Consider the following 12,993-nt stretch of genomic DNA (forward strand, 5'->3'; position numbering starts at 1 on the left):
CCGGTCGAGCCGGGAGGGCGTTCGCCCTGGGTCAAGGACCTTTCGACCCGGAAGATCTGAATCGGAATCCGGAACGGCGGGCTGCGTCGCCCCCCGGCCAAATGATCAGATTTCTACGCTTCTGAGTGAGCGTCTACAGACCCGGAGTGGGCAGAGACACTGAAGCCCGGTTGGCATCAGAACCGAATGGACAATTTCCAGATCTTGACCGCAGGCGGCTATCAAGAAGAGGATCTGGTCAACGACGGCTGGACCGAGATCATTCGGAAGCTCCTGGTCTTCGCCGGGGACGCTGATGCTTCAGGCTTGTCGCCAGACGCCGTGGCGAAGAACATGGAACTCGCCGATTTCGAGAAGATGGAACAGATCCGAGCTCGCGTGGACGGCATCGTCAAGGACAAGGCGACGGCCGAAGCGCTCAAGCCCTACTACCGTCAGTTCTGCAAGCGACCGTGCTTCCACAATGAATACCTCCCGACATTCAACCGCGAAAACGTCACGTTGGTCGATACGAAGGGCAAGGGTGTGGATCGCGTCACCGAAAACGGCGTCGTGGTCGATGGAAAAGAATACGAACTCGACTGTCTGATCTACGCCAGCGGTTTCGAGGTCGGAACCTCCTACACGCAACGAGGCGGGTACGACGTCTACGGTCGCGAGGGCCAGAGCCTGACCGAGCGATGGGACGCTGGCGTGCGCACGCTTCACGGAATGCAGGCACACGGCTTCCCGAACTGCTTCTTCGTCATGAGCATTACGCAGTCCGGCTTCACTGTGAATTTTACGCATATGCTCGGTGAGACGGGTAGGCATCTTGCGTATCTCATCAAGACTGCACTCGACCGAGACATCTCGACGCTCGAAGTCTCCGAGCAAGCCGAGGCGGCGTGGGTCGACACGATCCTCAATCTCGCGCAGCTCGGAAGCGAGTTCCAGCAGAGCTGCACGCCGAGCTACTACAACAACGAGGGAAAACCCGGAGACGTGAGTCGCCAGAACGGTTTCTACTACGGCGAACCCATGGCGTTCATGAAGATCCTCGAGGACTTCCGGGCGAAAGACGATCTGCCAGGGTTGGATGTAACCTACTGAGCGTCGGCCGGGAAGGCTTGATCCGACCGTCTGCGATGATCAACCCGGCAACGTCGCGACGGAGGAACGTCTCGCCTCGCTGTGATCGGCAGGAGTCGCACGAGATCGAGCACGGCCTCGACCCCACTACCGCGGGTCCGACCCCTTGCATCCGCGCTCGACCTCCCCCGCCCCAACTTCCAGCACCCGCGCGCACCACTCAGCATCGCCCGGCCGAAACACCTCCAGCAACTCTGCCTCGATCCCGACCCCTCGGTGCGATGGATCGAATGGCGCCTGGCCCAGATGGGTTCGGCGCAGCGCCTCCGCGGGGAAGCCGTGGCACTCTTTTTGAACCCGACGGCGCGCAACACGGCGAAGTGGTTGCCGAAGGACCCGGCCGAGCGCGCATGGGCGGCGATGGAGAGCGCCTAGCTGAAGACGAGTGTCTCGGGAAACCGGTGGGCCCAGACCATCCAGAAGACTCCATTGTGGATGGGCAGCCTGGTCAACCCTTCTACAGAATCGATTCCAGTCTTTGCGATCTCGGCCACGACGTCATTCGCGGGGCCATCGAATAGAGAAACGATTCCGTGTTCCGCGTCGTAGACGATGAGCAACCGCTGACCACCCAACTCGAATGGATAGACGGGATGGGACTGCAGGAAACTTCGGGTAAATGCCGCCTGCGAACCGAGCATATCGATGCCACGGGTGTGCTCTCACCGCGCTCAAAGCCCAAACGTCGACACGAAAAGCTCAATAGAACCAAATACTTTGGTTGCTGGGTGGAGCGGACGGGACCCGAAAGCCCAACCTCCGGCTGTAAGTGCCCGGAAACGCAAGGGTCGAGGCCCCTGAAACTTGTATCCCAACCGGCGGCACTCGGGCGCCCCGGTAGCCGATTGGCTACCGTGACGGGATGTCGCTGGCGAGCATCGTCCGGGAGGCTCGACGCCGCGCAGGGCTCACACAGGCGGAGCTTGCGGACCGGGCGGGGGTTCCCAAATCCACGGTGGGCCGGATCGAGTCCGGAACGCGAAGGCCTTCGACCGACCTCGTGGAACGGCTCGTGCGGGCCGCCGGACTCGAGGTCACGGTCTCGCTCTCCGAGTCCGACCCCGGCACGGATTCGATGTTCGAACGCACGCTTCGTCGCACACCCGCACAGCGGCTCACCGATGCGACCCGAGCGGCGCGCTTCGTGTTGCGCGGCAGGCGCGAAATCGCAGCCGCGGCCGATGGCTAGTCGCGACTTCGACCCGGAGAGGATGCTCTCCGTTCTCGCAGAGGAAGGGGTCAAGTTCGTGCTCATCGGCGGGATGGCGGCCATCCTCCACGGCGATGTCGGTGTCACCGTCGACGTGGATGTGGTTCCGGACCGCGAGGCGGAGAATCTCGAGCGTCTCGCGCGAGCCCTGCAAACGCTTGGAGCACGCATCCGGACCGACGGCGAGCCGGAAGGCCTGGCGTTCGACTGCTCGGCGCAGTTCTTCGGAAACCTGCCTCCGGACTCGATCGTGAACATGACGACGAAGGCGGGCGATCTGGACGTCGCGTTCTGCCCAAGCGGAACACAGGGTTTTCGGGACCTCCGCCGCGATGCCATCGAGATCCAAGCAGCCGAACGGTTGCACATCCTGGTGGCATCGCTCGCGGACATCATTCGCTCGAAGGAGGCCGCTGGCCGGGAGAAAGACCGGCTCGCCCTGCCCCGGCTTCGCAGGCTCCTCGATCGACTCCGAGAGCGCGAATGATCGCAAGCTCGAGGCAGCCGAACCCCGCCCCAAGGTTCGAAGGATCACCGGGGTGAGTTCCCCCGGAATCCTGAACACCTCGTAGCTTGACCATCGGATAGGGGCCGGTGACGCGCTTCAGTGCCCGCGGCCATGTCGATTCCGTCATGGTGATCTCTCGACCCGTGCCGCTCGGGCCCATGCAGGGTAGCGTGCGTGCATCACCGCGGCGTCGGACCGCCGCGCATGGAGGAGGGGGCACGATGACGGCGAAGAACTGTTGGAGCGATGAGACCGAGTACGATTTCGGAGCGCTCGTCGGCTCCTTGAACCAGTTCCTCCGCCTCCGCACCACACCGGTGGGGATGAAGCGGTTCAAGAATGCCAGCGAGCTCGACGAGATCCACAGGCTTCGCCGGCCGCCCGCCGGCGAGAAGCTCGCGACCGACCAGATCGTCGGCCAGTCCCGCTGGCTCGGATACACCCTCGGGATCACGATGGAGAACCTCGTAGGATCGCAGTGCGGAGCCGTCGTCGGCCTCCACGCACGAGACGAGAATTTCCTCAGCGGCAACATGTTCAACGGGGTCTGGTACGGCGATCTCGAGAGCAGCGCCAGGCACCAGCGCGAGATGTCCTGTGCAGCCTACGGCGAGTACGAGGCCCTGGTCACCTCGCCGCTGACCTCCGGCCGCATCGACAACCCGGACATCTGCCTGATCTACGCCACACCGGGCCAGATGATCACCCTGATGAACGGTCTCCAGTATCGGAACTACAAGAAGTACAGCTTCACGTGCGTCGGCGAGAGTTCCTGCGCCGACTCCTGGGGCAATGCGCTGAAGACAGGGGAGCCCTCGCTCTCGATTCCGTGCTACGCCGAACGGAAGTTCGGTGGCGTGCAAGACGACGAGCTGCTCATCGCCCTGCCGCCGAGCGATCTCCCACAGATCACCGAGGGTCTCGCCGCGTTGAGCAAGAACGGACTCCGCTACCCCATCCCGAATCATGGCATCGACAAGTCTCCTCTCGCCAGCCTGGCCCAGAGCTACGGGAGCCGATAGGCCTTGGCCGAATAGCCGAAGCCGGCCCTCCCCCTCGACGACGGCGCCGGCGCCGGCGGCCTCAGGCGCCGGCGGCCTCAGGCGCCGGCTGCAGCCTGGCGCTGCTCCTGCACCACCAGGTTGGCCACGTTGCGGGCGGCCACGGTCTCGGTCTCCATGGTCGAGACCGCGAACTCCATCGCATTCACCCAGTACAGGCCGTCGGTCAGGCGGAAGGGAGGCAGGTCGTGGCTCGGCCCCAGCACGGGATAGGCCCGCCAGCGCACCTGCTCGACCGCGTCGCGCCGGGGGAAGACCTGATCCAGCAGCGACGGCCTCGGCTCTTCCCGGCTGAAGAACTTGTAGACGGGGCGGCCGTCGGGCGAAGCACCCACGAGGCCGAGGGACGAGAACGGGATCGCGTCATCCTCCAGGGTGAGCAGCGTATCGGGCAGCTGCGCCGGATCGGAGAGCCCGAAGTAGTCCGCACGGGGCTCGCCCATGACGAACGTGGCCAGGTGGTTTGGAAGGGGCGGGGCCGCAGCGCCGAAGCGCTCAGCTCCAGGCCGCCCAGTTCCAGGGTCGCCGCACCGGCGGGCGTGGCCAGCACAACGACGTCGTGCCGGGGAGCGGCCCCCTCGGAAAGCTTCAGGGCGAATCCCGGCTCCGCCCGCGAAACGCCGACGACTTCCGAACCGGTGTGAAGCTGTGCATCGGCTTCGCGCAACAGCCCCTCACAAACAAGCCGGTTGCCGCCGCCTACCGAAAACAGGCTGCCGGCCAGCCCGGCCCCGGCCAAGGCGATGGAAGTGGCCAGGGCGTGCATGGAAACGTCCTGGCCGTACATGACGCGCCCGACCGGAGAGGCGTACTCGTCCACGAAGCGCCCTCGCACTCCGCTCTCCGACAGCCATTGGCGGCCATCGATTTCGAGCATCCTGGCGAGGCCGAGCTCCGAGCACAGGGCGTGTGGAGTGCGAAAGCCTCTCCCTTCCTCCACGTGCGCGTAGACCGTATTCCACTGCTCGACACCTCGCGCCACCGCGCGCTGCATGCGCAGGGGCGCCCGCACGCCGTACCGGGCCGCGGCCGAGAGCCGCGTGCGCAGGGTCGACGCGTGGGTGCGAAACACCAGGCGCCGGCCGTCCCACACCCCCACGCTCTCGGCACCACCCCCGTCGCGTTGGTGTGGCTCTACCCGTTGGAGCCCCAGGCGATCCACGAAGCCGGCCATGTTGCGGTTCGTCTCGTGGATGATCGTCCCGCCGGCCTCCACCGGCGTGCCGCCGACATCGACAGTCGCCAGTCGTCCGCCCACCAGCGGATCGCGCTCGTACACCGTGATGGCCGCGCCCTCACCCAGGCCCTGGCGCAGGTACCACGCCGCGGAGGATCCGGCGATGCCAGCACCGACGACGGCGACTGTCGGGAACTCAGTCATGCTCTCGGCCCTCCGGGCAGGAGACGCGGCCCATTCATCAGAAACAACACCATCCACACGCACACGCTGAAATACCCCGAATGCCAGATGAAGAAGCCCATCCCCCCCCCAGCTCTCGTAATCCCTGGTGCGGTTGACGACCCACGCCGCATCCCGGAGGGCCGCCATGCCCGTGTTGAAGACCGCCTCCCCGGCGCGCAAATCCTGGATGACGTGTGGCCAGGATTCGATGGGAAGGTGGTAGAACAGCGAATAGCTGCAGTAGAACAGGCACCAGGCTGCGATCATGACCGTCTGGATCCGGTACATCTTCAGCTGCTCCACCGGCAACTGACTGCGCGCCGAGGACACTCGATTCAGCTGATCGATCGCCAGTGGAATGATTGACAGAAAGGCGATCCCCCAGAGCGTCTCCTCGATGGCGAAGAGCAGCTCGAGTTTGGTGACCGTTGCGGTGGTTGCAAAGAACTGGGCAATGAAAATACAGGCGAACAACACATGGGGGCCTCTGCGGAGCAGAAACCCGGTGACGTTGTTGGCGCGATCGGCGGGCGGGAGATCGCTGTCCAACTTTCGCATCGAGAGGGCAAAGAGGCCGGCAAATGAAAGCTCGGCGAAGAAGGCCAGGAAGCGGATGATCAAAGCGCTGTTCGCCACCGTATCGAACCAGGCCAGCTGCTCCAGATAGCTGGACACGAAGACGGTGCGGTACAAGGCGACACAGACGAAGATCAGCCCCAGGGTGCGCATGGTCTTCCGATAACCGTTGTACCGGTCCGGCGGCGCGCTCGCCGAGTGGCGAAAGAGCAGCAGGCAGAGAACGAAGCCCAGCACGTTCAGGCTGACCATGACGGTCCACCAGGGCTCGATCCAGGGGGTGACATCTGCGTTCGTCATCTTGCTCTGTGCCTACGGATCCTGCAGTAGCGGCCAACGGGCTCGCTCCTGCGGCCGGAGCATCCTACCGCACCGCGATCCGGCCTACCCGTCGACGCGAATACTCCGGCGTGGAAGGCGAAGCCGGAGAATGCGGGAGGCTGCGGTTCACTCGCCTTGCGCCGCGCAAGGCGAACGCCTGCAAATCAGCTGTGGCTTGCCCAGTGACGAACGGAGCCCAACATTCGTGTCCAACGGCTGGGCCGAGGTGGCTCCCAAACCTGCACAGGCCCCGCCTTGCTTTCGGCAAGCTTGTCGAACTCCGGAGCTCCGTACGTCCCGTAGACATGGCCACCGTGTTCCATGCACTTCGAGCAGTACGAATCCCGGTGCTTTCGTCGCTGGATCTCTTCGATCGGAAGCTCCAAGTAGGAGCCGACACCGAAGCGCTCCGGGTTGAACACACCGCAGCAGAGCTGGACGTCGCCTTGCCAATCCATGGTGATCTGGTGCTCGAGGAGGTCACACGACCGGGATCGATAGGGCGCGGTCGCCGACAGGGCAACAAGGGGATCGAGCGCGAGCCGATCGACCAACACCCGATCCTCATCTGTAAGAAGTCCCGGATGCAGGTCCGGCTCCTGGAGTGCAAGAACCTTCTCCAGAGGCATGATGAAGGCCCACACCCCGATGAAATCGAATCCCAGATCGGCGGCAAGCTTGGCAACCTCGGGCTCTTCATCGAGATTGTCGCGGTATCTGTGGAAGAGAAAGATGGACCCTCGTTGAGACGCCCGCGCGGTCCCGCGCCTCCGCGAGTTTCCGGAGGTTCGCGAGAACGACCGAGATATCCCCACCCCGGTGATAGCGCGCGTAGGTCTCCGGCTTGATCCCAGAAAGCGACACCCGAAACTGGCTCGGATCCGAGGCCAGGATCTCGTCCAACCGCTTGGCGATGTTCAAGTTCGAACTGACGTTGACCTTGATCTCCCGCTCCCGAAGAACTCGGATCAAGGAAGCCAGCCGTGGATGGAGAAGCGGTTCGGTCCAGTTGAAGAGCCCGATACCCTTGAGATCGCATTCAGCCAGGGCCTTGTCTGCAATCCGCTCCATTGCCTTGACTTCCATCAGACCCTTGGCCACGGCCACGTCGGAGTTCCCAACAGGACAGGATGGACAGCGAAGGTTGCAGCTCCCAACGACATCGATGTTGAAGAAGTAGTGGTCCAACGTCAGGCCTAGTTTCGTGAACGCGCTTCGCGATCCGTTCTCGGGAAGCTACTGAACTGGCTGGAGCCTTGCGAGCAGTCGACAGGACTCGAACTCCCCCGCATGGACCTTGCGTTCACTCTATCGATGCGCCGTGGAACTGTTGGGTTTTTCGCCTCCCGCTTCGCCACGTCCAGCCATCCACACGTGCCGAGGCCTGAGCTCCTAATCAGACCCGTGCGGCCCCGAAACATCCGACAAGGTCCCTTCCGAGATGCGGCTCCTCCCTCCCTTCGCAGGGCTCGTTCTCCGAGGCGTCCTGGCGTTCTTCCGGAACCGCACGGACCAGGCGTTGGTCGAGCTCACTCTCCGTCGGCAGTTCGCGACCTACGCCCACAAGGGATCGAGGCCGAGAATCAAATCGCTGGACCGCGCGTTCTGGATCAGGCTCCCCCAGCACTAGCCGCGGTGGAAGGACGAGCTCTACCTTGTCAAGCCGACACCGCCGGTCGCGCGCTACCGCACCACGATCCGGCCTACGCGAGCCGGACGCCCTGCTTGCGGAGCACGTCCTGGACCGCCGGAAGGCTCACCCGCCTGCAGGGGACCGATTCCCGGACGGCGACGGCGGCCGCCGCGCCCGCGCCTTGCCCAGTGACCGTGCAGCACATCATCTGGCGCGTCGCGGAATACGCGGCCTTTTCCGCGGAGACGCAGCGTCCAGCGACGAGCAGGTTCTCCACCCCCTGCGGGAGGAGGATGCGATAGGGAACCTGGAAGTAGCGTCCCGTGGTGGGCATGATGACCTCGCCATACGCATCCAGGAACTCCGGGAAGATCCCGATGCTGTCGTCGAAGCGCGCCTGGTCCTTCACGTCCTGCTCAGTCAGCACGTACTCGCCAACGATCCGTCTCGACTCCCGGACGCCCAGCGACGAGTTGAACGAACGCAGCCGCGCTTTCTCGAATCCGGGCGTGTACTTCTTCATCGCCTCCAGCGCCCAGATCGCCTTCTGGCGGCCCTCCATCTCCGCCTTCGTGAGGTCCCAGACGTCCGTCGTATCCACGTCCAGGGAGTGCGCGACGTTGATGTTCGTGGCTTCTCCGGCATCGGTGAGTCCACCCCAGTAACCGGCAATCGTCGCTTCGGCCGGAATCTCACCGGCGTCCTTGGCTTTCGCGAACGGCTCGGCGATCCAGCTGGAGAAGAGATCGTCCTCCTTGCCGGTCGTCTTGCTCGCCCAGTCGGCCAGCCGCGAGGGGTTCGCGTGCACGTAGTCGAGAAACCCGGCGACGTCGACGCCACTGCAGCCGAACGTCGTCGACGCCGGCATCCGCTTGGCCTTCGGCAGCACGGAGTACGGCGCGCCCGCCCGGAAGGCCACGTCGGCGTCGCCCGTCGCGTCGATCACGCACTCGGCCAGGATGGCCTGCCGGCCGGACTTGCTCTCGGTGACGACGCCTTTCACAGCGTCGCCTTCCATCACGACATCGACCGTGAAGCAGTGCAGGAGGGGCACCACGCCGGCCTCCTGCACCAGCCGGTCGGCCACCACCTTGAACTGGTCCGCGTCGAGGAGCTGCGCCATTCCGTCGGGGTCGTCGAGGGAAGCGCCCATCTCGAGCGACCGCTGCTCGAACTCCACGCCGATGCCGCCGGCATCCACGGTTTGCGGGCTGCGATACCACCCGATCGTCCCCACCATGGCCTGGGTGATGTTCCCGCCGAAACTGCCATGGCGCTCCGCCAGAAGCGTGCGAGCGCCGGCTCGCGCGGAGGCCAGCGCGGCCGAGAGCCCGGCCGGGCCGCTGCCCACGACCAGCACCTCCGTCTCCGCCATGACGGGGATCGTTCTCGACGGCACGGAAATCTCTCTCACGTAGGCGTCCCTCCCACGGCACTGCGCCGTTCTCGGACAGAATAGCCCGATGGCTCGACGCCGATCCCGATCTCGCAATCATCCGCCACGAAAGCGCCGGCTCGCCGAGCGCCTGGTCTCGTGCCCGAAGGCTTCGGTGGTGCAGGAATAGGAGTCGCCGCGCAGCGCGCAGGGTCGAGCGGGCGACCGACGCTTGCCTCAAATGGTGCCCAGCACCTCGCGCATTTCCGCACCCGCGCTCGGACCGGCGAGGGCCAGGAGATCGGCCGCGAAGCCGCGCATCTCATCGCGTGCGGTGGAGGCATGCGCGGCCAGCGCGATGCGCCCGAAGTCGCTCCGAAAAAGCGAGGCAATCCTACGCGCACCGAGCGCGGCGGGGATCCATCGCATGACGTTCAGGCCGCGGGGCAGAATGGGCTGACCCGAGCGCTGGATCGCGGTCAGGGACTGCGCCGTCGCCCGCATGGTCTGCCTCAGGAGGGTGCGGTCCGAGGCCACACGATCGAGATCCTGCTCGTGCCGGTAGACGGCCCCGGCCAGCGGAAGGACCATGGCGAGGTGACTCCAATGCCAGGCCATGATCGGCACGTAGCGCTCGATCTTCATACCGACGCGTTGCAGCTCCTGCTGAACCACGTCGGCAGCCGCCGCCGCGTCTGAGTGTGCCTCGCCGAGGGTGAGGCGATCGAAGGGCGCGTCACCGGCCTTCTCGCGATCCGCGTAGAGGAGCCGGTCGCCCTCCCATGTGCCCCCGACTCCCGGAAAGCCGCCGAGCACCCGGTCGCGTCCCAGCTGCCGGGTGGCTCGGTCGTAGCCCGTCGTGGTGTTGCCGAGGTACCAGATCGTCGGACGTCCAGGCAGCTCGCACAGAAGCGGCGCGAGCGCGTCCCGCTGCGTTGCCTGGACGCAGACCATCGCCACCTCGAACTCGTCCCGAACGGGAGTGCGAACAATGTCGAGCCCGACGATCGTCTCCTCGCCCGTCAAGCCGTCTCTCAACTGGAGGCCATCACGCTCGAGTCGCGTGGCCCTGTCGCCCCGCGCCAGGACCGCCACGTCCACGCCCTTGGCCATCAACCGCGCCGCAGTGAAGCAGCCGGTGACGCCCGCGCCCACGATCAGTGCCTTCATGGCGATTCACGTCGGAGATCGAACATACCCTGCAGTATATGGTGTCCCCCAGTTGTCGTCCGATTCCCATGTGGAGCAACCGCGCCGGCGGATTGAAGCCCGGTAGGTTCGAGCTTGTAGTCGAGAGCGTGCGTGCTGCTCGTCTCGAGATACCACCGTGTTGACGAGGCCGTGAGAGCTCACCGCCTCCCCCCCGCCACCAGCCCTGCGAGGCCGGCGGCGGGAAGGAGAGTGGACAGGGCTCCTGAACGGTCTTCCAGGTCGGGAAGAAGCTATTCGAACTTCATGCCGTCCTTGCGACCCTCGCGCAGGAAGCCCAGCTCAGAACCCTCGGCGTCGATGATGGCTTGCGCCTTCTCGTCGGTGTGACGTTCGTCGGTAGCCAGATCCACGTACATTTCCATACCGAACGCGCCGTCCAGATCATTGACGATGCGCTGTTTCCACTGGCGACGGAAGACCTGGGTCGTGATACGACGGGTGACGCGAGGCTGGGACATGAGGCGGTCAGCGATCTCGTAGGCTCGTTCGATCAGCTTTTCCTTGGGGATCAGTTCGCTGACCAGACCCCAGTCCAGCGCCGTCTTGGCATCGATCGCCTTGCCCATCCACATGGCATGGGATGCTCGGCGGATACCCATCAGTTCGATGAAACAGCTATGGATGCCGTCACCGGGGACCAGGCCGAAACCGTAGTGATCGTCCAGGATGATCGCGTCGTCCGAGGCGATCACGATGTCCATCATCAGACCGATCTCAGAGTGAAAACCAAAGCCTGGAAACGCACAGATCGTCGGAATTTCGACATCGTGGATCAGGGAGATCAGCATCTGGCGACCGTCATAGAACATGTTCTCGTACGTCGCGCGCTTCGGGTCACCGCCCTTGGCCGGTTCTTCGATCTGGGCCCAACTATCGGTATCGAAACCACGCATCCAGTTGTCGCCCTTGGCCGTGAAGATCAGCACCTCATTCTCCGGATCAGAGCCGATCGTGCGGAAGAGTTGCCATATTGCACGGTGCAGCTCAGCGTTCCACTGAACTTCGCCGCCCAGCGTATGCATGCAGACAAATAGAACGCCGTCCTCACGGCGCTCCATTTCGAAGTGCTCCTTGAAGAGCTCCTTGTACTCCTTGAACTCCGGTGTGGGGATCCAGTTGGTCAGTGACATGTCAGTTCTCCTTGGTGTGTCGTTGGGGTCAAGTTCATGACTGCTCCGCTCGCGGCAGATCGATCGCGGGGAGTTCCTCACTGGCGATGGCCTGGGCCTCGCCGTCGGAGATGCCCAGAAGTCGCAATGCGTGTGCGGTGAAAGTGACTTCGGCCTCGGCGGGCAGCTCGCCCTCGAGGCGTCGGCGCATCAACGCCTCGATGCCGCCGCCGATCATCGTGAAGATGATCTCGAGATCGTCGAAGTGGAAACGTCCAGAGTCGAGACCACGCTGGATGTCCCGGCGTCCGTAGACTCCCACCCCCACGCCACCCACCGAGATCAGGTTCCCCACGCGCAAGGTGAACCAGCCGAGCGTCGGATCCTCGACGCAGGCACGGAGCGTGTGGCGCAGACACGCGGCAATCACTCGGGCGGGGTCGTCAGCCATGGGCTCAGCGAGCACGTCGAGTGCGCGACCGAGCTCGGCGAAGGTCTCCTCAGTGACCGCCCGCAGGCATGCGTCCTTCGAATCGAAGTTGTTGTAGAAGCTGCCCTTCGCAACGTCGGCTGCGTCGGTGATGTCCTGGATGGTGGTGGCGCCCACCCCCTGCGACGCGAACACCTCGCGGGCGGCGGCCAACAGGGCGGCGCGGGTTCGAAGACGCCTTCGCTCACCTCGGTTGGCGGGGTTGGATTCGATCATGGCCCTATGAGTACCCAAAGTTGACTAAATGGTCAATCTTGAATAAAAGGTCATTTTGCGATTTCCTCGAAACTCGCGGCGACACCCCTAACCAACTGGTTTTATGGGGCTTTTCGACGACTCGGAAACGTCTCACCCGCTCGGACTCGCGCCCAGCCACCTCGCGATCTCCAGGGATGTCCAACAACCCATCGTCAGAATGGCCAGGGCCGGACTGGAGGCCTGCTGAGCGATTCTCGCCGTCATGACGTCTACCCACTAACGTACGTACATGACGAAGAGGCTCACACGCTCTGGAAACAGCCTGGCCCTCGTGATCGACCGACCCCTCCTCGAGGCGCTCGAAATCGATGCGGACACGGAGCTCGAACTCTCGACCGATGGTGATGTCCTCGTCGTGACTCCACTACGTGATCCGAAGCGAAGGCGCCGGGTCGGGGAGTTCGTCGCCGTGGCGCATGAGCAGTACGGCGGCGTGTTCCGACGCCTCGGCGAGTGACCGAACCGCTCTTCCTGACCCTCGATGAGATCCTGGGAATCCACGCGGACCAGATCCGACGCTACGGCGGTCATCCCGGCCTGCGGGATACCACCTTGCTGCATTCGGCACTAGCAGGCTGCGGAAGAACGCTGGTGGCGTAGCGGAAACCGGGAGCTCGAGGGGGTTTTCCCGGGAATTGAGCGCGGAATCGGGGTTTCGCCGCCGGTGAGTGTCCGGCTCGTGACCCGCGCGGCGCTCCGTTCGGGCC

The 12,993-nt window shown here is 64.3% G+C and carries 17 protein-coding genes; 8 read left to right on the forward strand and 9 right to left on the reverse strand.

Going from position 1 to position 12,993, the window contains the following annotated elements:
- Positions 1-186: 186 nt before the first annotated feature.
- Both GY937_24655 and GY937_24660 read left to right on the forward strand, forming a co-directional pair.
- Positions 187-1,092: a hypothetical protein gene (locus tag GY937_24655; GenBank protein MCP5059907.1), complete on the forward strand. Its 906-nt coding sequence runs from the start codon at positions 187-189 to the stop codon at positions 1,090-1,092.
- An 81-nt stretch (positions 1,093-1,173) separates the two neighbouring features.
- Complete coding sequence (locus GY937_24660; protein MCP5059908.1) at positions 1,174-1,506, forward strand: hypothetical protein; 333 nt, start codon at positions 1,174-1,176, stop codon at positions 1,504-1,506.
- On the opposite strand, the gene GY937_24665 is transcribed toward GY937_24660, so the two are convergent.
- A complete protein-coding gene (locus tag GY937_24665; GenBank protein ID MCP5059909.1) occupies positions 1,503-1,706 on the reverse strand; it encodes a hypothetical protein in 204 nt (67 codons plus the stop codon). The two genes, GY937_24660 and GY937_24665, sit on opposite strands and share 4 nt — an antisense overlap.
- Positions 1,707-1,993: 287 nt before the next feature.
- Between GY937_24665 and GY937_24670 the strand changes: the two genes are divergently transcribed.
- From GY937_24670 to GY937_24680, 3 genes are all read left to right on the forward strand, one after another.
- On the forward strand, positions 1,994-2,320 hold the full coding sequence (locus tag GY937_24670; protein MCP5059910.1) for a helix-turn-helix transcriptional regulator: 327 nt from the start codon (positions 1,994-1,996) through the stop codon (positions 2,318-2,320).
- Positions 2,313-2,828, forward strand: a complete 516-nt coding sequence (locus GY937_24675) for a hypothetical protein (GenBank protein ID MCP5059911.1) — start codon at positions 2,313-2,315, stop codon at positions 2,826-2,828. The genes GY937_24670 and GY937_24675 overlap by 8 nt, the downstream gene beginning before the upstream one ends.
- Positions 2,829-3,070: 242 nt before the next feature.
- Complete coding sequence (locus GY937_24680; protein ID MCP5059912.1) at positions 3,071-3,871, forward strand: DUF169 domain-containing protein; 801 nt, start codon at positions 3,071-3,073, stop codon at positions 3,869-3,871.
- Between the two features lie 77 nt (positions 3,872-3,948).
- On the opposite strand, the gene GY937_24685 is transcribed toward GY937_24680, so the two are convergent.
- The 4 genes from GY937_24685 to GY937_24700 all read right to left on the reverse strand — a co-directional run bounded on the left by GY937_24685 (position 3,949) and on the right by GY937_24700 (position 7,397).
- Positions 3,949-4,353 (reverse strand): hypothetical protein, encoded by a 405-nt coding sequence (locus tag GY937_24685; GenBank protein ID MCP5059913.1) that lies wholly within the window; start codon positions 4,351-4,353, stop codon positions 3,949-3,951.
- Positions 4,077-6,188, reverse strand: a complete 2,112-nt coding sequence (locus GY937_24690; protein ID MCP5059914.1) for an FAD-dependent oxidoreductase — start codon at positions 6,186-6,188, stop codon at positions 4,077-4,079. Before GY937_24690 ends, GY937_24685 begins: the two co-directional genes overlap by 277 nt.
- Positions 6,189-6,373: 185 nt before the next feature.
- Positions 6,374-6,838: a hypothetical protein gene (locus GY937_24695; protein MCP5059915.1), complete on the reverse strand. Its 465-nt coding sequence runs from the start codon at positions 6,836-6,838 to the stop codon at positions 6,374-6,376.
- Positions 6,839-6,905: 67 nt separating this feature from the next.
- The gene (locus GY937_24700; protein MCP5059916.1) at positions 6,906-7,397 is read right to left on the reverse strand and encodes a radical SAM protein; all 492 of its coding nucleotides are present in this window, start codon (positions 7,395-7,397) and stop codon (positions 6,906-6,908) included.
- A 253-nt stretch (positions 7,398-7,650) separates the two neighbouring features.
- Between GY937_24700 and GY937_24705 the strand changes: the two genes are divergently transcribed.
- Positions 7,651-7,839, forward strand: a complete 189-nt coding sequence (locus GY937_24705) for a hypothetical protein (GenBank protein MCP5059917.1) — start codon at positions 7,651-7,653, stop codon at positions 7,837-7,839.
- Positions 7,840-7,912: 73 nt separating this feature from the next.
- Here GY937_24705 and GY937_24710 read toward each other — a convergent pair whose 3' ends face one another.
- The 4 genes from GY937_24710 to GY937_24725 all read right to left on the reverse strand — a co-directional run bounded on the left by GY937_24710 (position 7,913) and on the right by GY937_24725 (position 12,244).
- Positions 7,913-9,217, reverse strand: a complete 1,305-nt coding sequence (locus GY937_24710; protein ID MCP5059918.1) for an FAD-dependent oxidoreductase — start codon at positions 9,215-9,217, stop codon at positions 7,913-7,915.
- A gap of 237 nt (positions 9,218-9,454) precedes the next feature.
- Positions 9,455-10,387, reverse strand: coding sequence for a hypothetical protein (locus tag GY937_24715; protein ID MCP5059919.1), 933 nt, complete (start codon positions 10,385-10,387; stop codon positions 9,455-9,457).
- A gap of 272 nt (positions 10,388-10,659) precedes the next feature.
- The gene (locus GY937_24720) at positions 10,660-11,559 is read right to left on the reverse strand and encodes an enoyl-CoA hydratase/isomerase family protein (protein ID MCP5059920.1); all 900 of its coding nucleotides are present in this window, start codon (positions 11,557-11,559) and stop codon (positions 10,660-10,662) included.
- A gap of 34 nt (positions 11,560-11,593) precedes the next feature.
- Positions 11,594-12,244: a TetR/AcrR family transcriptional regulator gene (locus GY937_24725; GenBank protein MCP5059921.1), complete on the reverse strand. Its 651-nt coding sequence runs from the start codon at positions 12,242-12,244 to the stop codon at positions 11,594-11,596.
- 271 nt (positions 12,245-12,515) lie between these two features.
- Here GY937_24725 and GY937_24730 point away from each other — a divergent pair, with 271 nt between their 5' ends.
- Together GY937_24730 and GY937_24735 are read left to right on the forward strand one after the other, a co-directional pair.
- Positions 12,516-12,743, forward strand: coding sequence for an AbrB/MazE/SpoVT family DNA-binding domain-containing protein (locus GY937_24730; protein MCP5059922.1), 228 nt, complete (start codon positions 12,516-12,518; stop codon positions 12,741-12,743).
- A complete protein-coding gene (locus GY937_24735) occupies positions 12,740-12,886 on the forward strand; it encodes a hypothetical protein (GenBank protein MCP5059923.1) in 147 nt (48 codons plus the stop codon). Before GY937_24730 ends, GY937_24735 begins: the two co-directional genes overlap by 4 nt.
- The last annotated feature ends 107 nt before the right edge of the window (positions 12,887-12,993 follow it).

The organism is bacterium, assembly GCA_024228115.1.
In the GTDB taxonomy this organism is placed as follows: Bacteria; Myxococcota_A; UBA9160; order UBA9160; family UBA6930.